This is a genomic window from Nocardia sp. NPDC003345 (assembly GCF_053589395.1).
In genome coordinates this window covers 13,229-34,083 of sequence record NZ_JBSFRU010000014.1, presented here as the reverse complement: position 1 = coordinate 34,083, position 20,855 = coordinate 13,229, and the positions used below count along the sequence as shown (strand labels likewise).

General features: G+C 69.3%; 19 protein-coding genes, 2 pseudogenes and 1 riboswitch. Of the genes and pseudogenes, 14 read left to right on the top strand and 7 right to left on the bottom strand.

What is annotated here, in order from left to right:
- Positions 1-50 precede the first annotated feature (50 nt).
- On the bottom strand, positions 51-470 hold the full coding sequence (locus tag ACWDU1_RS03400; protein WP_449995563.1) for a hypothetical protein: 420 nt from the start codon (positions 468-470) through the stop codon (positions 51-53).
- Positions 471-1,119: 649 nt separating this feature from the next.
- Here ACWDU1_RS03400 and ACWDU1_RS03395 point away from each other — a divergent pair.
- Positions 1,120-2,406, top strand: a complete 1,287-nt coding sequence (locus tag ACWDU1_RS03395) for an ROK family protein (RefSeq protein ID WP_449995562.1) — start codon at positions 1,120-1,122, stop codon at positions 2,404-2,406.
- A 50-nt stretch (positions 2,407-2,456) separates the two neighbouring features.
- Here the strand turns inward: ACWDU1_RS03395 and ACWDU1_RS03390 are convergent, their stop codons facing one another.
- The gene (locus tag ACWDU1_RS03390; protein WP_449995560.1) at positions 2,457-4,061 is read right to left on the bottom strand and encodes a DUF2207 family protein; all 1,605 of its coding nucleotides are present in this window, start codon (positions 4,059-4,061) and stop codon (positions 2,457-2,459) included.
- A gap of 432 nt (positions 4,062-4,493) precedes the next feature.
- On the opposite strand from ACWDU1_RS03390, the gene ACWDU1_RS03385 reads away from it, so the two are divergent.
- A complete protein-coding gene (locus ACWDU1_RS03385; protein WP_449995558.1) occupies positions 4,494-5,336 on the top strand; it encodes a neutral zinc metallopeptidase in 843 nt (280 codons plus the stop codon).
- Here ACWDU1_RS03385 and ACWDU1_RS03380 read toward each other — a convergent pair.
- The 4 genes and pseudogenes from ACWDU1_RS03380 to ACWDU1_RS03365 all read right to left on the bottom strand — a co-directional run bounded on the left by ACWDU1_RS03380 (position 5,329) and on the right by ACWDU1_RS03365 (position 9,461).
- Positions 5,329-6,027 carry a TetR/AcrR family transcriptional regulator gene (locus tag ACWDU1_RS03380; RefSeq protein WP_449995556.1) on the bottom strand — a complete coding sequence of 233 codons (699 nt, stop codon included), beginning with the start codon at positions 6,025-6,027 and terminating at the stop codon, positions 5,329-5,331. The genes ACWDU1_RS03385 and ACWDU1_RS03380 overlap by 8 nt on opposite strands.
- A complete protein-coding gene (locus ACWDU1_RS03375; protein ID WP_449995554.1) occupies positions 6,024-8,300 on the bottom strand; it encodes an MMPL family transporter in 2,277 nt (758 codons plus the stop codon). Before ACWDU1_RS03375 ends, ACWDU1_RS03380 begins: the two co-directional genes overlap by 4 nt.
- 103 nt (positions 8,301-8,403) lie before the next feature.
- Positions 8,404-8,760, bottom strand: a pseudogene (locus tag ACWDU1_RS03370) (glycine cleavage system aminomethyltransferase GcvT); the annotation flags it as partial.
- An 89-nt stretch (positions 8,761-8,849) separates the two neighbouring features.
- Positions 8,850-9,461: a GNAT family N-acetyltransferase gene (locus ACWDU1_RS03365; protein WP_449995552.1), complete on the bottom strand. Its 612-nt coding sequence runs from the start codon at positions 9,459-9,461 to the stop codon at positions 8,850-8,852.
- 104 nt (positions 9,462-9,565) lie between these two features.
- Between ACWDU1_RS03365 and ACWDU1_RS03360 the strand changes: the two genes are divergently transcribed.
- Both ACWDU1_RS03360 and ACWDU1_RS03355 read left to right on the top strand, forming a co-directional pair.
- Entirely contained in the window at positions 9,566-10,363 is a 798-nt protein-coding gene (locus ACWDU1_RS03360; protein ID WP_449995550.1) for a TetR/AcrR family transcriptional regulator, read from the top strand.
- 9 nt (positions 10,364-10,372) lie between these two features.
- Positions 10,373-11,884 carry a leucyl aminopeptidase gene (locus ACWDU1_RS03355; RefSeq protein ID WP_449995549.1) on the top strand — a complete coding sequence of 504 codons (1,512 nt, stop codon included), beginning with the start codon at positions 10,373-10,375 and terminating at the stop codon, positions 11,882-11,884.
- 42 nt (positions 11,885-11,926) lie between these two features.
- On the opposite strand, the gene ACWDU1_RS03350 is transcribed toward ACWDU1_RS03355, so the two are convergent.
- Positions 11,927-12,280: an oxidoreductase gene (locus ACWDU1_RS03350; RefSeq protein ID WP_449995579.1), complete on the bottom strand. Its 354-nt coding sequence runs from the start codon at positions 12,278-12,280 to the stop codon at positions 11,927-11,929.
- 254 nt (positions 12,281-12,534) lie between these two features.
- Here ACWDU1_RS03350 and sucB point away from each other — a divergent pair, with 254 nt between their 5' ends.
- The 10 genes and pseudogenes from sucB to ACWDU1_RS03300 all read left to right on the top strand — a co-directional run bounded on the left by sucB (position 12,535) and on the right by ACWDU1_RS03300 (position 20,507).
- Positions 12,535-14,283, top strand: coding sequence for a 2-oxoglutarate dehydrogenase, E2 component, dihydrolipoamide succinyltransferase (gene sucB / locus ACWDU1_RS03345; protein WP_449995547.1), 1,749 nt, complete (start codon positions 12,535-12,537; stop codon positions 14,281-14,283).
- A 10-nt stretch (positions 14,284-14,293) separates the two neighbouring features.
- Complete coding sequence (locus ACWDU1_RS03340) at positions 14,294-15,184, top strand: TIGR01777 family oxidoreductase (protein ID WP_449995545.1); 891 nt, start codon at positions 14,294-14,296, stop codon at positions 15,182-15,184.
- Entirely contained in the window at positions 15,181-15,711 is a 531-nt protein-coding gene (locus ACWDU1_RS03335) for an N-acetyltransferase family protein (protein ID WP_449995543.1), read from the top strand. The genes ACWDU1_RS03340 and ACWDU1_RS03335 overlap by 4 nt, the downstream gene beginning before the upstream one ends.
- 2 nt (positions 15,712-15,713) lie before the next feature.
- Entirely contained in the window at positions 15,714-16,487 is a 774-nt protein-coding gene (gene lipB / locus ACWDU1_RS03330; RefSeq protein ID WP_449995541.1) for a lipoyl(octanoyl) transferase LipB, read from the top strand.
- Positions 16,484-17,506: a lipoyl synthase gene (lipA, locus tag ACWDU1_RS03325; RefSeq protein WP_449995539.1), complete on the top strand. Its 1,023-nt coding sequence runs from the start codon at positions 16,484-16,486 to the stop codon at positions 17,504-17,506. Before lipB ends, lipA begins: the two co-directional genes overlap by 4 nt.
- 78 nt (positions 17,507-17,584) lie before the next feature.
- Positions 17,585-18,256 (top strand): RNA polymerase sigma factor, encoded by a 672-nt coding sequence (locus ACWDU1_RS03320; RefSeq protein WP_449995537.1) that lies wholly within the window; start codon positions 17,585-17,587, stop codon positions 18,254-18,256.
- The gene (locus tag ACWDU1_RS03315; RefSeq protein ID WP_449995535.1) at positions 18,256-18,489 is read left to right on the top strand and encodes a zf-HC2 domain-containing protein; all 234 of its coding nucleotides are present in this window, start codon (positions 18,256-18,258) and stop codon (positions 18,487-18,489) included. Before ACWDU1_RS03320 ends, ACWDU1_RS03315 begins: the two co-directional genes overlap by 1 nt.
- Before the next feature lie 112 nt (positions 18,490-18,601).
- Positions 18,602-19,084 (top strand): annotated as a pseudogene (locus ACWDU1_RS03310) (MFS transporter); the annotation flags it as partial.
- A gap of 47 nt (positions 19,085-19,131) precedes the next feature.
- Entirely contained in the window at positions 19,132-19,623 is a 492-nt protein-coding gene (locus ACWDU1_RS03305) for a hypothetical protein (RefSeq protein ID WP_449995533.1), read from the top strand.
- Positions 19,620-20,507, top strand: a complete 888-nt coding sequence (locus ACWDU1_RS03300; protein ID WP_449995531.1) for a phosphotransferase — start codon at positions 19,620-19,622, stop codon at positions 20,505-20,507. The genes ACWDU1_RS03305 and ACWDU1_RS03300 overlap by 4 nt, the downstream gene beginning before the upstream one ends.
- 87 nt (positions 20,508-20,594) lie before the next feature.
- A riboswitch (cobalamin riboswitch) is annotated at positions 20,595-20,779 on the top strand.
- Positions 20,780-20,855: the final 76 nt, after the last annotated feature.

Genomic DNA, 20,855 nt, shown 5'->3' with positions numbered 1-20,855 from the left:
TCGCTATCAAACTTGTTGCACCCCTGCGTAGTTCGACATGATGCCGCACGTCACGCCTGTTCCGCCACCGTTGGGATCAGGGCGGCGCGGTTCGCCGCGTCGGCCTCCTCGAACAACGAGGCAGCGGCGAGATAGGCCGCCTTGTGACGCAACGCCGCCTGTTCGAAGGCGCCGAGGGTGTCGAGGTACTCCTGCCCCTTCGCGCCGAAACCTCGCGCCAGCGCGTGACCGGAAGGCAGATCCGGGAGCCCGCGGACCGCGGGGAGGCCGGCCGCGTCGGCGCGGGCCAGCCGGATCCGTTCCACCAGCCGATCACAGGACCCCGCGAGCAGGCGGGCGGCATCTTCGGTCATATGGAACTCTCCGGCTCGCGCCGCCTCGTACAGGTGCGCGGCCGCGGTCCCGTAGCGGTCGTTCGCGCCGGCGTCGTCGCCGGTTGCCGGTTGCCGATCCGGATCAGGTACGGGCATATCGGTCCCCCTTCGAACTCCCCACCCAGCGGGTCGGAGCATAGCAGTGGAAAACCGCTCGGAACAGGGCCGTTCGCCCATTTCCGGGCCGTTCGCGGTGATTCGCGCGTCCCGGCGGCCGGCGGCGGTTCCCGCGTGGCGAACCGGCCGCGGTAATTCTCCGCGGAAACCCGGGGAATATTCCCCGGCGATGTGCGGAGAATATTTCCCGGGAGCTCGGGGAGAATAGGAGGCGGGCATATTCCATGAATTCTCCATGCCGTCGGGGAGAATTCATTCGATTCGATGGGTAAGAGGGGAAACATCCAGGTATACGTGAAGCCGTCCTGCCCGCGCACGCGGCCTCCAGGTGGCTGAATCACTGCTGAAATGCTTCGCTACCAGCGAAGATGCTCCGGCCGGGGTCGCGGATTTCCCGGAAACGTTGGTGGATGGCCGTAGAGGATGTTAATTTATTTGTTATGTCCGACAGCCGAGTCGCCCCGAAGCCGGTCACTTATGTGACCGCCGCTCTGGGCCTGCGGCTGCCCCTCACCCGCGAGTTGTGTTGCTCCCGCTTTTGCGGTTGAGCGTTTCCGAACCACTCGCCGCCTCGCTGCAGTACCTGTAGGCCTCCCGTGATCCGGGATCTTCATCGAGGGAAAATCATATGGCTGTCCGCACCGCCGAACGCACCGCGTCGCAGGCCCCCACCACCGTCCGTACCCGGGTGGCTCGCCCGGTCATCGCTCCCGACCTGCGTCTTTCCGATAATCCCGCCGCGGCCGTGCTGCGTGCCGCCACCACCGGGCCGGTGTTCCGGGACAAAACCGCCCGCGCCACCGGACTGAGTATCGCCACCGTGAACCGTCAGGTGTCCTCGCTGCTGGCGGCCGGCCTGCTGCGGGAGCGTGCCGACCTCACCGCCTCCGGTGCGGTGGGCCGCCCGCGGGTTCCGTTCGAGGCCGATGTCGACACCTTCGGCACGCTCGGCGTCCATATCGGCGCGGAGACCACCCGAATCGTCGTCTCCGATCTGCGTGGGCGCATCCTCGGCGGTCTCACCATCGCGACTCCGCGGACCGGGAGCGAGTTCGCGGTCAAAACCGTCGCCCACAGCGCGAAATCCTTTCTGCAGCGCTGGTACCGGCGGACCCCGCTGTGGGTCGGGGTGGCGCTCGGCGGCCGGGTCGATCCCCGGACCGGTATCGTCGACCATCCGAAACTCGGCTGGCAGGCGGCCCCGGTGGGCGCGGTGTTCAGCGAGGTGCTCGGGCTGCCGATCACGGTCGCCCCGCACGTCGAGGCGATGGCCGCGGCCGAACTCCTGCTGCCCGCGGTGGTCGGCAATCCCGCCGACGATCCCGAGCGCGCCGACGGCGCCCGCGGCAGCAGCCTCTACTTCTACGTCCGCGAAACCGCCGGTATTTCGGTGACTCTGGACGGCCGGGTGCACACCCCGAGTAACGGTCCCGGGTCGATCGCGCATCTGCCCACCGGTTCGTCGGTGGAATGCGGCTGCGGCCGGCGCGGCTGCCTGGAGGCCACGGTCGGCGATCGCGCGCTGCACGCGCGGGCCGTCGGGCGTGGAATCATCCCGGCGCACAACGGGAAATCCAGTTCCGCCATCGCCGATCTGTACCGGGCCGCCGCCGCTGGTTCGGAACCGGCGCGTGAACTGCTCGCCGAACGCGCCGATGTGCTCGGCCGGACGGTCGCGCTGGTCCGGGACATGCTGAACCCCGACCGTGTGGTCCTCGGTGGCCAGGCGTTCACCGCCTATCGCCCAGGGCTGGCGCACGTGGCGCGTGCTTTCAACGAGGCGACGGTGTTGCCGCCCACCGATATCCGGGTCACCGGCTATGCGTCGAAGGTGCAGGAATTCGCGGCCGTGGTCACCTCGCTCAGCGCGCTGTACGCCGATCCGATCGCCGCCTTGCGCCGGGTGACCGCCTGACCGTCCGACCCTCGCCGGGGCCCACGCGCTGGTGCGCGTGGGCTCCGGCGTTATTTCGCGGGGAAGAGCGTTTCCACCGCGGTGATGAAATACGGGAAGTGCACGGCGAACCGGTGCAGATCCCGGTCGTCGTCGAAACCACCGAACCAGTACAGGCCGGGTTCGTCGTCGTCGGAGGGGTCGATATCCCGGAAGGCGCGCACCCAGTTGTCCGCGCGGCTCCACACCACCATGTAGGGCAGGCCCCGGGAGAACACGAGTTCGCTGTCGCCCGCGGGAATCTCCATGCTCCGGACCTGCTCCAGGCCCCGCTGTAGTCCGCGTACCTGACCGGTGAGGGTCCGGCCGTAGGCGGTGCGCACCGGAAGGAACTTCTGTGCCCCCAGCAGCGCGCCACCGGCCAGCGCGATGGCCACGCCCACCAGGGCGTGCCCGGACAGCAGTGCCGCGACGACGGTGACGGCGGCGCCCAGTGCGATGAGCCCGCCACCCAGCCAGAGCGGAATCCGGCGGCGGGCCGGGTCGATGAAGGCCCCGCGCTCCACGGCATCGGCCACCATCGCGCGTCGCAACGGTTCGACGGGAAGCCTGCCCGGGACGCGCAATTCGGACATGGTCACCTCGGGTACGCCCGCGGGCAGCAGGGCGTCGTAGAACACTCGCTCGTAGCCGCGCAGCTGCTCGTCGGCGGGATTGACCCGCACGATCCGCCACTCGTCCTCGCCGATCCGGCCGATCCACAGATAGTTGCGCACGGCCAGGTCGACGACGGTGGCGGCGATATCGGTGGGATCGGCGTAGCCGTCGAGCAGCACCCCCGCCTCGCCCGGCAGGATGCCCGCGGGTGAGCTGAACAGCGTCCGTCCGGTGCTGCGATCGAGCGGTTCCATGGGCGCGGCCGGAACCGACTGCCGCCGAACCAGGTACAGGTACAGGACCAGCGCGATCAGGGCGATCAGCAGCACCACGAAGGCCACGACCGCCGGTCCGGTGATCGCGAACGCCGAAACGCCCGGTCCGCTGATATCGGCATTGGCCGGCACCGTGCCCGGTGGGACCTGCAGGGTCAGATCGACGGATTCACCTTTGCTCAGATTCGTCTGATCCAGGTAGAGGACACCGTCGGGTTCGATATGCACCTGCGCACAGGGCCGCGTCGCGCCGAGCGGACCCAGCACGCAGTCCACGATCCCCATCTCGAAACTGGGACTGATCAGGGACGCGTGGATCTCGGCGATATCGACATTGAGCACGCCGAACCAGCGGAACACCTGACTGCCGTCGGCGTCGCTGACGGTGTTCTGCACCGAATAGCGGAAGGTGGTCTCGCCGGGGCCCGCGTCGACGGTGAACAGATCGTCGGCGACCTCGGCGGTACCCGGCCCGGTGGCCTCGATATCGGTGACCGCGAACCGGCGTTCGGAATTCTCGCTGATCTGCACCCGCAGCGGCAGCGACATGGTGAACCGCCCTCCGGGCGGCACGGTCACGTGTTCGGTGACCTCCAGCACACCGTCGCGGCCGAGGGTCATCTCGAGGTTCACGATCGCCCCGCCGGGTTCCTGCGCTCGGGCCGGCGCGGCCGGAAAGAGTAGTGCGACCAGTGCGGTCAGTGCGAGCAGTAGCGCCGTCGCGCCCCCCCGAAAAGTGAGCATGACTCGTTACCTTAGACAGCTTGCTATCCTGCCGTCAGCGGCCGTTGGTGAACCGAGAATGTGAGGGAGTCCGGGGGAGTGACACAACCACCTTTCGGCCGCGGCCCCGTTCCGCCGCCCGGCCGGCGTCCGAATCAGGGCGGCGGGCGCCCGCCGCACCAGGCGCCCCCGGGGCAGCCGCAGCGTCCGCCGCCGGGCTATCCGCAGCCCGGGCCTTCGCACCGGCCGGGCTACCCGCCGCCGCAGCGTCCGTCGCCGGGTTATCCGCCCGCGCCGGGCTATCCGCACCGTCCGCCCGGCTACCCGCCCGCCCCGCCCCAGCGGCAGGCGATACCGGGCTATCGGCCGATCGTCGCACCGCCCATGCCCCCGCCGGTTCCGCATCGAGTCCCGAACGCGCCCCGGCCCCGTTCCCGCGGCAGCAGCGGCCGGGTGCTGGTCGTACTGTTCGCGGTTCTGGTCGTGGTACTCGGCGCGCTGGTACGCGGGGCGCTGAACGCCGGAACTCTCGACGTACTCGGTCCGCAACCGGAGCACACCTACGACACCGGCGCGACCGGTCCGGCCGTCACCGCGGCCAACCCCCTGCTCACCGACCCCGAGGCCACTCTGATTCCGGCGAACTGCGAGTACGCGCCGTGGTCGACCGACGAGGACACCGCGCGGGCTTTCTTCGCCGGCGCCGAGCAGTGCCTCGAGGACGCGTGGAAACCGGTGCTGGAGTCGGCGGGGCTGCCGTTCGAGCCACCGACCGTGATGGTCTCGGCCGATACCGACGGAATCTCCACGCCGTGCACCGGCTCGACCGGTGATTTCGCCGCCTTCTACTGCCCCGCGAATCGCACCGTCTATATGCCGATCAGCCAGTTGCAGACCGACTATTACGGCGACAACTGGGTGGTGTACCTCTCGGTCTTCGCCCACGAGTACGGTCACCACATCCAGAACATGTCCGGAATCCTGCTCGCCGCCAACAGCGAACGGGTCGACGCGGGTGCACGGAGTCCGGAGGGGCTGGAGTTGTCGCGGCGAGTGGAACTGCAGGCCAACTGTTTCGACGGTATGTATCTGGTGTCTTCGGCCGACGGCGGTTCACTGACCGACGATCAGATGACCCAGGCCCGCACCGACGCCGATCACCGTGGCGATCAGCGCGGCGATATGCGCGACCACGGCACCCCGGAGAACGGCGGACGCTGGTTCGGCCTGGGCGTCGAACACAATCGCACCGCCCAGTGCAATACCTTCACGGCGTCGGACGACCAGGTCAGCTGAGCGAGTCGCTGTCCCGGCCGCGTACGCGGTCGCGCAGTTGGGTCAGCAAGTGTGTCGCCTCCTCCGGCGTCGTGCCGGGGCCCATCAATTCGCCGACCACATGTCCGAAACACGCCGCATCCAGGACCCGGGCGGCGACGGCCATCGGATCTCCCCAGGGCAGATAGGGTTTCGCCAGCAGTAGGGAGGCGATTCCGTGGGCGGCCGCCCACAACTCGAGTACCAGGGGAGTCGGGTCCCCGCGGTCGATCAGGCCCTCCGACATGGCTTCTTCCACGGTGCCGGCGAAGTACCGGAACGCGCCGCTGGTGAGCACCATGTCCACGGCGCCCCGGTGTGAGGTCGGGATGGTCGCCAGCCGGTACTGCTCCGGATGATCCAGCGCGAACCGGACATAGGCCAGCCCGAGGCGGCGCAACCGCAGCGGTGAGGGTTCCGCGGGGTCGACCGCGGCCTGCATGGCGGTATTCAACGCTTCGAAGACTTCGGCGACCGCGGCCTCGATCAGCGCGTCCTTGTCCGCGAAATGGCGGTAGATGGAGGGCGCGCTGACCCCGACCAGTTCGGCGACGGCCCGGATCGATACCGCGCCGACATTGCCGGTGCGTTCGAGGAGTTCCCGGGTGGCCGTGAGGATCTCGGCCCGCAACCGCGGACCGGTACCCCGTGGTGACCGCGGCCGTCCCGTCATACGCGTACCGGGCTCTCTTCGACGGTGCGGGCCTCCCCGGGCTCCTCGCTGAACCCGAACCGGTCGTGCAGCCGGGCCAGCGGTTTCGGCGCCCACCAGTTGAACGGGCCCATCAGCTTCATCAGCGCGGGTACCAGCAGCGCCCGGATGACGGTGGCGTCGGCGAGCACGGTCAGGGTCAGGCCCAGACCCATGAGCTGGATGAACGAGACTTTCGAGGTGGTCAGCGCGCCGATCACGATGGCCATCAGGACGGCCGCGGCGGTGAAGATGCGGCCGGTCCGGGCCACCCCGATCGCGACCGATTCGGCATTGTCCTCCGCGGCGAACTCCGAGCCGGTGCGCCCGGCCCGGCGGCGCAGCCATTCCTCCCGGATCCGCGACAGCAGGAAGACCTCGTAGTCCATGGACAGCCCGAAGGCCAGGCAGAACATCAGGATCGGCATGGTCGGTACCAGGTAGCCGACGGCGGTGAAGTTCAGCAGGCCCTCCAGATGCCCCTCCTGGAAGATCCACACCATCGCGCCGAACGCGGCGGTCAGCGACAGGGTGTTGAGCAGCAGCGCCTTCAGCGGCAGGATCACGCTGCCGGTGAACAGGAAGAGCACCGCGAACGTGGTGAGCACGATGAGCAGTCCGGCCAGCGGCAGCCGATCGGCCAGCGCGTCGAGCGAATCGTGGTTCATGGCGGCGGCCCCGCCGAACAGCGCCGGCGCCGGGGCGGGCACCGCCCGCAGTTCCTCCAGTTGCTCGCCACCGGCCGGGGAGAACGGATCCAGGGCGGAGGTCACCGACAGGTAGGTGCCGGAATCGTTCGCCATACCGGGTGGAGTGGCCCCCAGCCGGTCCCCGGACACGTATACCCCGGCACTCGACAGGACCGCGGTCACCTTGTCGACCTCCGACAGTTGCGCCGCATAGGCCGCGACGGCCCGTTCGTCGCGGAAATCGTCGAGCACGATGGTGGTGTTGCCGCCGGGATCGGCGCGCGGGAATTCGGCGCGGATCTCGTCGCCCACCTGCCGGCTCGCCGCCGAGGTCGGCAGCACCCGCTCGTCGGGATAGCCGAATTTGATCCCCAGGAAGGGCGATCCCAGGAACAGCAGCAATGCCACGATCACCACCGATACCGGTACCGCGAACCGCATCACCCGCAGCACCAGCCGGTACCAGCCGGTCCGCTCGGGCACCATCGCGCCGAGCGGGGCGGGCGTGCGGCCGAACAGCCGCAGGATGGGGGCGCGCAGGTCCAGCGCGTTGACGCGATGTCCCAGCAGCACGAGGGCGGCCGGCAACACCACGACCGAGGCGGCCGCCGCCGCGACCACCACCGCCACCCCGGAGTAGGCGAACGAGCGCAGGAAGTACAGGTCGAACACCAGCATGGCCGACAGTGACAGTGCCACCGTCAGCGCCGAGAAGAGCACCGTCCGGCCCGCGGTCTGCAGAGCCCGCACGGTGGCGGCGCGCGGGTCGAGACCGTTGGCGAGCTCCTCCCGGAACCGGCTCACGATGAACAGGCTGTAGTCGATGGCCAGCGCCAGGCCCAGAGCGGTGGTGAGGTTCATCGCGTAGATCGATACGTCGGTGAACAGGGTGAACATCCGCAGGATCGCCAGCGTCGCGGCGATCGCGAACAATCCCACCAGCAGCGGCAGCGAAGCCGCCACGAGGCTGCCGAACACCAGGACCAGTACCACCAGTGTCAGCGGGATGGCCGCCGTCTCGGCGATCGCCAGATCGTGGGTGATCTGCTCGTTCACCTCGTGGAACGTCGCGGCCACGCCCCCAGCGCGCACGGTGATCCCGTCGGCCGTGCCCGTCAGCACACCGCCGAGCTCCCCGGCGCTGTCCTGGATATCGGTCTCGTCGCCGTCCAGGTGAACCGCGATCAGACCGGCGTCACCGTCGGTACTGCGCAGCGCGCTCGCGATGGCGGGCGAGGGCGCGGTCCAATACGACTGGACATCCGTGGTCCGCTCATGCGCCCGGATGGTGTCGACAGCGCGCAGCGCCCGCGCCCGTACCGCCCCGTCGTCAACCCCCGCGGACGACTCCACCAGCAGGATGTAGTTGGGGGCGGCCCCGTCGAAGTGATCGGCGAGCAGGTCGAGAGCACGAGTCGATTCGGCGTCGGAGGAGACGAATCCACCCGATTTCAGCCCGGAGGCCGCGCCGGCCCCGAAGATCCCGCAGAGCAGGGCCACGACCAGCGCGCCGAGTAGCACGGCTCTCGGGAACCTGGTGGCCAGATGTGCGATTCGGATCAACATGGTGCCCCCGCCTTCATAGGTTAGTGGCGTTAGCGTAACGCCGTTAACCCACCAGCGGAAGAGGGTCCCGCATCGAGAACCGGTGGACCCATAACCCGGCCCTGGCGGCGTTGGGCACCAGGAAGAGTTCGTCGTCGCCGACGTAGTAGGCGATCAGATCATCGACGACGCCGCCGTCGGGGGCGCAGCACAGGGTGTACTGGGCCTTACCGGGACCGATCCGGCCCAGATCGTTGGTCAGCGCGGAGTTCACGAATTCCGCGGCGCCCGGACCGCGGACGGTCGCCTTGCCCAGGTGGCTCACATCGAACAGCCCCACCGACTCCCGGACCGCGGTGTGCTCGGCCACGGTGCCCGCATAGGACACCGGCATCTCCCAGCCGCCGAACGGCGCGAACTTCGCACCGAGTTCGACATGCACGTCGTGGACAGGGCCCTGCTGCAGTTCGGCGTCGCTCACCCGGCGAGCCTATCCCGGCTCGTGGGGACGCCGCCCCGCCCCGCGCCGGGGGCGGGCGCCCGCCGAGCCCCGCCGGGCGCACGGTGTGGTCAGGCCTCGAACCACATCGGTATCAGGGTGGGCCCGTCCTCGGGGAGCGTCACGGTGTGCCCGATCCGCACGAAACCCTGGCGGGTGTACAGGCGCGCCGACCTTTCGGTACTGGCCTCCAGATAGGCCGGCCGCCCGGCGGCGGCACAGGCGCGGAGACGATCGGCCAGGATGGCCGCGCCGGCGCCCTGCCCGCGATGTCTCGGCACCGTCGCGATCAGCTCCAGGTAGCTGTGCGGGAAGCGCCGGGGATGTTCGCGTGCCAGCAGGTCGCTGGCGTAGGCCCAGCGCTGCAGCGGCCGGACGCCGGGCATACCTTCCGCGTTGCGGCGCGCTTCGACCGCCTCGGCCAGCAGGCGTTCGGCCGAGGTGACGTACTGCCACACCGAAACCGCCCAGATCTCGTCGTCCACCCCGGCCACCCAGATCTCGTCACCGTCCAGACCACGTTCGATCATCTCGGGGAGATAGATATCGAGGAATTCCCCGGCCGGATGGTCGCGCATCATCCATTCGGTCACCGCCTCGTCCGGGGCGGCCTCCCGCATCGCTGCCACCAGCGGGTCGAAATCGCCGTGCTCCGCCCGCCGTACCCGCAATTGCGTACCCACGTCGCCGCCTCTCTGTGAACGATGTTCCTGCCAGCGAACCTATGCCTGTGACCAGCACTTGCCCACTATTTCGTCACAGCATTTCGTGTGATGAAATCGGAGGCGTGACACCCTGCTCGGTCTGCGGTGACGCCCTGCGCCAGCCCGCGCGCGGGCGCCGCCGCCGCTACTGCTCCCGCTCCTGCCAGGCACGCGCCTACCGCGCCCGGCGCAGCACCGTTCCCGGTCGCGTCCGGCCGGTACCCCGCCGGCTCTCCACGGTCGAGATCACTCGTACCGCGGTGGCTCTCGCCGACCACGCGGGTCTCGAGGGCCTCACCATGCGGCAACTGGCCGCGGAGCTCGGGGTGACCACCGCCGCGCTCTACCGCCATATCGGCGACCGGGACGGGCTGCTCGCGTCGATGACCGATCTGGTGCTCGCCGAAACCCCGCCGCCGCCGGATCGGACGGGCTGGCGGGCCCGGATGCACTACGAGGCGCGGCAGGAATGGCGGCTCTACCGCAGGCATCCGTGGCTGCTGGCGGTCCTGGCGCGGGTCCGGCCGCCGCTGGGCCAGGGGCTGTTCGACGCCCTGGAACGCGCCTTCGCCGCGCTCGACCAGCTCGAACTGCCCCGCGCCCGGCTCATGTCGGCCTATCTCGGTTATTCGGCCCTCATCCAGGGACTTGCGCTGGTGTGGAGTTCGGAACGGCTCGACCGGATCGGTGGCGCGGACGCCGCGACCGGGATCCCCGCCGACCTGGCCGGACTCATCGATCCCCGGATCCGCCCCACCCTGCACAAGGTGTTCGATCCGGCCGGCCCGCCGCCGGAACTCGATTTCGACCGGCTCCTGGAAGAGACGGTGGACATGCTGCTGGAAGGCGTCGCGGCACGGCAGGCGGCCGCCAGCGAATAGCCTGTGGCCATGACCGCAGTCGCAGATCGTCCTCTCGGACCGGAATTGGCACGTACCCAGACCATCGAGCCCGGCGCCGACGTCCTCGTCGTCGGTGTGGCCACCACCGATACGGGGCCCGTGCTCGTCCCCGAGGACCTGTTCGGCGATGTACTCGACGCCGACCTGCGTACCCGGCTCCTCGACCAGGTGACCGCGGTCGGCGGTACGGGCAAGGCCGAACAGCTGATCCGGATCCCCGCGCCCGCCGGTCTCGACGGCGTCGCCAGTGTGCTGGCCGTGGGACTGGGCAACGCGGCCGAGTTCGATGCCGAGCAGATCCGCCGCAGCGCCGGAGTCGCCGCCCGTTCGCTCACCGGCGTGGCGCGCGCGGTGACCACCCTGTCCGGCCTGGATATCGGCGCGGCCGCGGAGGGTTTCTACCTGGGCGCGTACTCGTTCACACCGTTCCGTTCGGCGAAATCTGCCCCGAAGCCCGAAGCCGCCCCGCTCGCCCGCGTCGAACTGCTGGTGCCCGAACCGGAATTCGGCGGCGACGCGCTGTTGCGCGCCCGGCTCACCGCCGAGGCCGTGGCCACCGCCCGCGATTTCGTGAACACCCCGCCCAGCCACCTCTTCCCGGCCGAGTTCGCGCGCCGCGCCGAACTCCTCGCCGAGGGCGCGGGCCTGGAGGTCGAGGTCCTCGACGAGAAGGCGCTGGAGGCCGGGGGTTACGGCGGTGTGGTCGGGGTCGGCAAGGGTTCCTCGCGTCCACCGCGCCTGGTGCGGCTCACCTACCGCGGCGGCGACAAGTTGGTCGCGCTGGTAGGTAAGGGCATCACCTTCGACACCGGCGGTATCTCCATCAAACCCGCCGCCAACATGGAGAACATGACCTCGGATATGGCCGGTGCGGCGGCGGTCGTGGCGACCACCCTGCTCGCGGCCCGGCTCGGTCTGCCGATCAGCGTGACCGCGACGGTGCCGATGGCCGAGAACATGCCGTCGAGCACCGCGCAGCGGCCCGGCGATGTCCTCACCCAGTACGGCGGCACCACCATCGAGGTCACCAACACCGATGCCGAAGGCCGCCTGATCCTGGCCGACGCGATGGTCCGTGCCTGCGAGGACGATCCGGCGTATCTGATCGATGTGGCGACCCTGACCGGTGCGCAGATGGTCGCGCTGGGTACCCGCACCCCCGGTGTGATGGGGACCGACGAATTCCGCGATCGGGTGGCCCGGATCTCGCGCGAGGTGGGCGAGCACGGCTGGGCGATGCCGCTGCCCAAGGAATTGCGCGCCGACCTGGACTCCAAGGTCGCCGATATGGTCAACGCGACCTCGCACCGCTGGGGCGGCATGCTGGTCGCCGGGACCTACCTGCGGGAGTTCGTCGCCGACGGCGTGCAGTGGGCGCATATCGATATCGCCGGACCCTCCTACAACACCGGTGGGCCGTTCGGCTATATCGGCAAGGGCGGGACCGGGGTACCGGTGCGCACCCTGATCGCGGTGCTCGAGGACATCGCCGCCGAATAGCGGGAGCGCCGGGCGGGCCGGGCGGCTTCCGGGCCGTCCGGCTCAGTCCGTGCCGAGCTCGCGGTCGAGGTCGCGCCGGCGCTCGATCCGGCGGCGCGCGTCGTAGTCGCGCATCCGCTGCGGATAGCCGGTGCGGCCCACGTCGTACACGGGGATGCCCAGATCGCGGGCCAGCCGCCGGGCCCCGCGCTCGCCGACCACGCGCCGGGTCCATTCACCGTCGGCGGCCACCAGCACCACCGTGACATCTGTCACAGTGGTCTTCGGTTCGACGAAACCCTCGACACCGGCGTGTGCGCGTACCCATTCCGCCAGATAGCGGGTCTCGGCGGCGTGGGCCCGCGAAACGCCGCTGCGCCCGACCGTGGCACGACGAAACCGGTCCAGCAAACCCACCGTCGCCGACCTCCTGCTCGACATCCGAATACCACCGAATCCGGCGGTGATTCCATGGTGCCAGGCGACGGATTGGGAAGCCCTCCGGTAACCGCGCGCGACGTGGAATGCAAGGATGGTTACCGGAACAACAACCACACGGATCTCCGGCGCCGCGCAGAATGAAGCCGGCTGGAACCCCACCGCGACCCGCGGCGGGACCGACCGGAACGAACTGTTGTAGACCCGTCGAGCAGTTAGAGGAGTCAACGGACATGGCCTTCTCCGTCCAGATGCCCGCTCTTGGTGAGAGCGTCACCGAGGGAACGGTGACACGGTGGCTGAAGCAGGAAGGAGACACGGTCGAGGTCGACGAGCCGCTGCTCGAGGTCTCCACCGACAAGGTCGACACCGAGATCCCGTCCCCCGCGGCGGGTGTGTTGACGAAGATCGTGGCCCAGGAAGACGACGTCGTCGAGGTCGGCGGCGAACTGGGTGTGATCGGTGACGCGGGTGAATCCCCCGCGCCCGCCCCGGCCCCCGAACCGGCCGCCGCCGAACCGGAAGCAGCTCCCGCGCCCGCGCAGGAGAGCGCTCCGGAACCCGAGCCCGCCCCGGCGCCCGCATCCTCCTCCGCCCCGTCCGATGCCTCCGGTACCTCGGTGAAAATGCCGGAACTGGGCGAATCCGTCACCGAAGGCACCGTGACCCGGTGGCTCAAGGCGATCGGCGACGACGTCGCGGTCGACGAACCGCTGCTCGAGGTCTCCACTGACAAGGTCGACACCGAGATCCCGTCTCCCGTGGCGGGCACGCTGCTGGAGATCACCGCGAACGAGGACGACGTGGTGGAGGTCGGCGGACAGCTCGGCGTCATCGGTTCCGGTAGCCCCGCGCAGAGTTCCGCCCCGGCTCCGGCTCCCGAACCGGCCGCCGCCGCGCCCGCCCCCGCACCGGAGCCCGAGCCGGAACCCGCCCCGGCACCACAGCCCGCCCCCGCGCCCCAGCCGGCGCCGGCCGCGGCCGCTCCGGCTCCCGCGCAGGCCCCGGCCCCGGCTTCGTCGAACGGCGCCACCCCCTACGTCACTCCGCTGGTCCGGAAACTGGCCGAGGAGAACGGCGTCGACCTGGCCTCGGTCACCGGTTCCGGTGTCGGCGGGCGGATCCGCAAACAGGATGTGCTGGCCGCCGCCGAAGCCAAGAAGGCGCCCGCCGCACCGGCCGCGGCGCCCGCCCGGTCCACCGGCGCGCCCGCCGCCGCGGCGCCGGCCGCTCCCGCGCCGAGCCCCGCGCTCGCCGCACTGCGCGGAACCACCCAGAAGGCCAACCGGATCCGGCAGATCACCGCCACCAAGACGCTGGAGTCGCTGCAGACCACCGCGCAGCTCACCCAGGTGCACGAGGCCGATGTCACCAAGATCGCCTCGCTGCGCAAGAAGGCCAAGGCCGATTTCGCCAAACGCGAAGGCGTGAACCTGACCTTCCTGCCGTTCTTCGCCAAGGCCGTGGTGGAGGCGCTCGGGGTGCACCCGAACATCAACGCCAGCTACGACGCGAACAGCAAGGAGATCACCTACCACGCGTCGGTGCACCTGGGTATCGCCGTCGACACCGAGCAGGGCCTGCTCTCGCCGGTGATCCACAACGCCAGCGATCTGTCGCTGGCGGGTCTGGCCCGGGCCATCGCCGATATCGCGAACCGGGCCCGCACCGGCGGCCTCAAACCCGACGAATTGGCCGGTGGCACCTTCACCATCACCAATATCGGCAGCCAGGGCGCCCTGTTCGACACCCCGATCCTGGTACCGCCGCAGGCCGCGATGCTGGGCACGGGCGCGATCGTGAAGCGCCCGACCGTGGTCACCGACGAATCCGGTAGCGAATTCATCGGCGTCCGGTCGATGTGCTTCCTGCCGCTGACCTACGATCACCGCCTCGTCGACGGTGCCGATGCCGGACGGTTCCTCACCACCATCCGGCACCGCCTCGAAGAGGCGGCGTTCGAGGCCGACCTGGGCCTGTAAGGGCATCCGCATGGCTGTCGTGGTCGCCGGCTCGTCCGGACTGATCGGAACCGCTCTCGTCGCGGCGCTACGCCGCGACGGGACCCAGGTGGTCCGGTTGGTCCGGCGGCCGGCCGCCGCCCCCGACGAACGCCGCTGGGATCCCGCGCGGGGTGATCTCGACCCCGCGATCCTCGACGGCGTGGACGCCGTGGTGAACCTGTGCGGCGCGGGTATCGGCGACAAACGCTGGACCGGAGCCTACAAACAGGAACTCCGGGACAGCCGGCTCACCCCGACCGATGTCCTGTCGGCCGCGGTCGCCCGCGCCGGGGTGCCCACGCTGGTGAACGCCAGCGGGGTGCACTACTACGGCGATACCGGTTCGCGGGCGGTCGACGAATCCGGGCCGCCCGGTACCGGTTTCCTGCCCACGCTGTGCGGCGATTGGGAGCGCGCGACCCATACCGCCCGGGACGCGGGCGCCCGGGTGGTGCTGCTGCGCAGCGCCGTGGTCCTCGCCGGGACCGGCGGAATGCTGCCCCAGCTGAAAGGCCTGTTCCTGCTGGGTCTGGGCGGCCGGCTCGGGAACGGCCGCCAATATCAGCCGTGGATCTCACTCGACGACGAGGTCGGCGCGATCCGGCACGCGCTCGACAACCCCGACGTGCGGGGACCGCTCAACGCGGTGGGTCCGGCGCCGGTGACCAACGCCGAGTTCACCCGGGCGCTGGGCCGGGCGCTGCGGCGGCCGACGCCGCTGTTCGTCCCGGGGATCGCGCTGCGCCTCGCGATCGGCGAATTCGCCGAGGAGGCCATCCTGCACAGTCCGCGCGCCCTGCCCGGTGTGCTCGAGGAGACCGGATACGAGTTCCGCCATCCCACCGTCGGCGCGGCCCTGGCCGCCGCGGTGAGCCGGTGACCGGGACTGCCGCCGCCCTCCTGATCCGCGACGGGCGGACCGGGGATCTGCCCGCGATCCTGGAGATCCACAACCGGGCGATCGCCGAGACCACCGCCATCTGGGACGACGAACCCGTCGGCCTCGACGAGCGGCTGGCCTGGTTCGCCAACCGCACCGGACACGGCCGTCCCGTGCTCGTCGCCGAGATAGACGGCGAGGTAGCCGGTTATGCCAGCTACGGGCCGTGGCGGCCCAAATCGGGATACCGCCACACGGTGGAGAACTCCGTCTACATCGCCGATCGTTTCCAGCGTCGCGGTATCGGGGCCGCCCTGCTCGGGGAACTCGTCGCCCGGGCCCGGGGCGCCGGTGATATCCACGCGATGGTCGCGGCCGTCGAATCGAGCAATACCGGCTCCATCGCCCTGCACGAGCGGTTCGGGTTCCGCACCGTCGGCGTGCTGCCCGAGGTCGGGCGCAAATTCGGCGGCTGGATGGATCTGACACTGATGCAGCTCACACTGGAGATGAGCGTAACGTCGTGATCGTGAACGACACCCGCACCGCGACCCGGTCCGCGCGTTACGACACCACCCCCGTCGACGTGCGCGATCTGGGCCTGATCGACTATCAGCAGGCCTGGGATCTGCAACGCGAACTCGCCGCCACCCGCGCCGGCGGAGACGGCCGCGACACCCTGCTGCTGCTCGAACATCCCCCCGTCTACACCGCCGGCCGCCGCACCGAGGAGGCCGACCGGCCCATCGACGGCAGCCCGGTCATCGATGTGGACCGCGGCGGCAAGATCACCTGGCACGGTCCCGGCCAGCTGGTCGGTTATCCGATCATCCGGCTCGCCGAACCGCTCGACGTGGTGGATTACGTACGCCGGCTCGAACAGGCGCTCATCCAGGCCGTCACCGATCTCGGCGTGCCCTGCGGACGCGTCCCCGGGCGATCCGGCGTCTGGCTGGCCGCCAGTGGCCTGCTGCCGGAACGCAAGATCGCCTCGATCGGTATCCGGGTGCAGCGCGGGGTCACCCTGCACGGCGTATCGCTGAACTGCAATCCCGACCTGGGCGCGTTCGGCGCCATCGTCCCGTGCGGTATCCGCGATGTCGGCTCCACCAGCCTGAGCCAGGAACTCGGCCGTGCGGTCACCGTCGCCGAGGCCCGGCCGCGGATCGCCGAACTCGTCCCGGCCGCGCTCAACGGGGAGCTGCCGGTCACCGAACACGATATTCCGCAGGCCGGCACCCCGGCAGTCGCGGACCACGCCGCCGGCACCCCGGCACGCGAACCGAAAGGTCCTCACTCATGACCTCCGCCCAGGCTCCGGCCGGCCGCAAACTGCTGCGTATCGAGGCCCGCAACGCCGAGACCCCGATCGAACGCAAACCCGGCTGGATCCGCACCCGCGCCACCATGGGCCCCGAATACACCGAACTCAAGGGTCTGGTGAAACGTGAAGGGCTGCATACGGTCTGCGAGGAGGCCGGCTGCCCGAACATCTTCGAATGCTGGGAGGACCGCGAGGCCACCTTCCTCATCGGTGGCGAGCAGTGCACCCGGCGCTGCGATTTCTGCCAGATCGATACCGGCAAACCGTCGCCGCTGGACCGCGACGAACCGCGCCGCGTGGCCGAGAGTGTGCAGGCGATGGGTCTGCGCTACTCCACCATCACCGGGGTCGCCCGCGACGATCTGGCCGACGGCGGCGCCTGGTTGTACGCCGAAACCGTGCGCGCCATCAAGAAACTCAACCCGAGCACCGGCGTCGAACTGCTCATCCCCGATTTCAACGCCAAACCCGACCAGCTGGCCGAGGTTTTCTCCTCTCGCCCGGAGGTGCTGGCCCACAACCTGGAAACGGTCCCGCGGGTGTTCAAGCGGATCCGCCCCGCCTTCCGCTACGAGCGGTCCCTCGAGGTGCTCACCGCGGCCCGCGCCGACGGCCTGGTCACCAAATCCAATCTCATCCTCGGCATGGGCGAAACCCCCGAGGAGGTCACCCAGGCCATGCGTGACCTGCACGAAGCGGGTTGCGATATTCTCACCATCACCCAGTACCTGCGCCCGTCACCGCGCCACCACCCGGTCGATCGCTGGGTGAAACCCGAAGAGTTCGTGGAGCATTCGAGGGCCGCCGAGGAGATCGGTTTCGCCGGCGTGATGGCCGGCCCCCTGGTCCGCTCCTCCTACCGCGCCGGTCGCCTCTACGCCCAGGCCATGGCCCACCACGGCCGCGCGATCCCGGAGACCATGTCCCATCTGGCCGACGAGGGCACCGCCAGCCAGGAGGCCAGCGCCGTACTGGAACGGTTCGGGTCGCGCGCCTGAGTCGCTCGCCCGAGCCCGACCGACGCTACATTCACCGGTGAATCTCACCGAGGAGCGATGGCGCCATACATTTCCGGCATGCCGAGAACCGATCCCGTGGACGATGCCGAATTGCTGGCGCGGCTGCGGGCCGGAGACGAAGCGGCGTTCGAGTTCCTGCTGGATCTGTGGTCCGGCGCAATGTTGCGTCTGGCACGCGAATTCGTGTCCACCGCGGACTCCGCGGCCGAGGTCGTGCAGGAGACCTGGCTGGCGGTCATCGCGGGCATCGACAAGTTCGAGGGGCGGTCGTCCCTGAAAACGTGGGTGTTCCGGATCCTGATCAACATCGCCAAACGTCGTGGACTCGCCGAACACCGTTCGGTCCCGTTCAGCGAGATGCTGCCCGTCGGCGATGCTGCCGGGCCGACGGTCGACCCTGCCAGGTTCCAGAGTCCGGCCGAGCCGTTCCCGCATCACTGGCGAGACCTCCCGTCGCCGTGGCCATCGCCTGAGCAGGCACTGCTCGATGGGGAGTTGCGTGGATGTGTCGCCGCGGCGGTGCAGGCGTTACCGCGTATGCAACGTATCGTCATCAGCCTGCGCGACGTGCACGGATACGGCGCGGACGAGGTGTGTTCGATGCTGGAGATCTCGTCGGCGAATCAGCGGGTGCTGCTGCACCGCGCCCGGGCATTCGTCCGGGGCAGAATCGAGGAGTACTTCGCTGCCGTCGGCGTGCGGAGTCGCGGAAAGGAGGAGCTGCCGTAATGGCGGAGATGGATTGTGGCGAATTCGTCGAAGCAGTCACCGATCACCTCGAAAGCAACCTCGACGAGGCGAACGAGCGGAGGTTCGCCGATCACCTGAGGTCTTGCGACGGCTGCGACCGGTACATCGGCCAGATGCGGGACACCATCCTGGCCCTGCGGCAGCAGCCGCGGGCTTCCCTGAGCGGCGACGCCCGGAAATCCTTGCTGGCCTCGTTCCGCTCTTCGAGATGAATTTTCCCGGCCGGCGTAACGTCTGAGGCCGGTCCCGACACTGTGTCGCCATGAACTGTCAACGAACCGTGGAGGCGACCCTGCCCACGAACGGGCGCCTCCGGGTGCGCGTATGACACACGCACCCGACCATGTCGATCTCCCGAAACGCACGACCCGCCGCGAGTGGTGGGGGCTGGCGGTATTGGCGTTGCCCTGCATCCTCTACTCGATGGACTTCACGGTCCTGCATCTGGCGGTCCCCGCCATGACGGCCGCACTGCGGCCGTCGAGTACCCAATTGCTGTGGATCATCGACAGCTACGGATTCCTGCTGGCGGGAGCGCTGATCGCGATGGGCATCCTCGGCGATCGCATCGGCCGTCGCAAGTTGCTGCTCATCGGCTCGACGGTCTTCGGATTCGTATCGATCCTTGCCGCGGTTGCGCCGACGGCCGAACTACTGATCGTCGCGCGGGCACTGCTGGGTCTGGCGGCGGCGGCGATGGCGCCGTCGACTCTCTCGCTCATTCGCAATATGTTTCTCGACCCCGAGCAGCGGCGTGTCGCCATCGGTATCTGGGTCGCCAGTTTTTCTTCCGGCGCGGCGCTCGGACTTTCGCCGCCGCCCACTCCATGCTCGGACTGTTCGTGCTGGGGTCGGTGGTGTTCCCGCTCGGACTGGCACCGGGCATCGCCTTGATCACCGATCTCATCGTCGGCAGCGCGCCACCGGAACGTGCGGGCATGGCCTCGGGACTCAGCGAAGCGGGCGCGGAGTTGGGCGGCGCGCTGGGCATCGCGTTGATCGGCAGCGCCGCCTTGTTCGCCTATAGACGGGACCTGGCACCGATCGCCGACCAGTTGCCCGACGACGTTGCCGACGCTGCCCGAGACACCATCGGTGGTGCACTCGCGATCGCACAAGACCTCGCTGAACCGGCCGGCAACGAGCTCGCGACCGCCGCCACAGCTGCCTTCAGCAACGCCTCTGTGCTCGCGTTCACCCTGTGCGCCCTCGTCTCCTTGGCGGGCTCCCTCCTCACCGTCTTCGCAGGGCGAACGGGGAAGCCGGCAACGGATATGACCGAATCGACAACAACTCCCGGCACCGAAGGCCGCGATGGCGCACCGTCTGCGACGGTCGAACCATGATGTCCTTCCCCGGAATCTATGCCACCCACCGCGTCGTCGCCGAAACAACCGATTTCGCCCGCCGGCTCGGTTGCCGGGTCATCGACCCGCACGTCTTGTCCGACGGCAGCAACGTGCTGATCCACCTGAGGCCCGCGTCTGTCGTGGCCAGAGTCGCGACCACGAGCGCCCTGATACGGCCGGGCGTTGCGGCCTGGCTGGCCCGCGACATCGATCTCGCACGCTACCTACACACCCGGGGCATGCCGGTCGCTGTGCCGGCCTGCGACCCGCCGGCCGGCCCCCATCACCACGCGGGACTGGACATCTCCTTCTGGCAATACATTCCACACGAACGCGGACGGGTACCGAGCACGGAGGAGTTGGCCCCCGCTTTGGCGGAACTCCACACCGTGCTGCGTGGATACCCGGGTGAACTGCCGGCCGACGGGCCGTTCGGGGACATCACGCGATTGGTCGACCTCCTCGACCGACAACTGTTGCTGACCGGCACCGAAGCGTCGGCACTACGCGCCGAAACCCTTGAACTCCGTGCACGATTCGCCGAATTTCCGACCCAGCCACTGCACGGTGACGCGCATCGGGGCAACGTACTGGCCACACCGAACGGTGCGGTATGGATCGACTTCGAAGACACCTGGCGCGGACCGGTCGGCTGGGACCTCGCATCCCTGGCGGACCTGGACGGCACCCACTTCGCGGTATCGGCAGCGGACGGCTACCCCGATCGCCCCGGCGATCACGAACTCGCCACGTGCATCCGGCTTCGGCAGTTGTTCGGCCTGTGCTGGCGACTACTCATGCTGCACCGATACCCCGCGGGCGAGTCGGCCGCTCGCGCCCACCTCCGGACATGGCTCGCCACGGAACGCACCCGCCTGTGACTCTCGGCCGCGACGCAAGTGAGGCGAATCACTTCACACAGGCAGGTGCCGGGCGAGCTCGGACCGATTGCTATCGTGGCCCCGCGCTCGGTTACCGCCTGTCCCCGACAGGCGGTTCGTAAGAGGGAATCCGGTGTGAATCCGGAGCTGCCCCGCAGCGGTATGTGGAAACGACCGCGGTCATCAGCACTGGGCCCGTGCCCGGGAAGCGACCGCCAGTAGGTGACGCCGGAGTCTCCGGTGCCGGGTCCGCGAGTCCGAAGACCTGCCGGCGTGACCACGCCGACGGTGTGGTCTTCGGTCGACTCCGAGGGAACGGTTGACGAGATCATGGGTCGCGGTACCGGC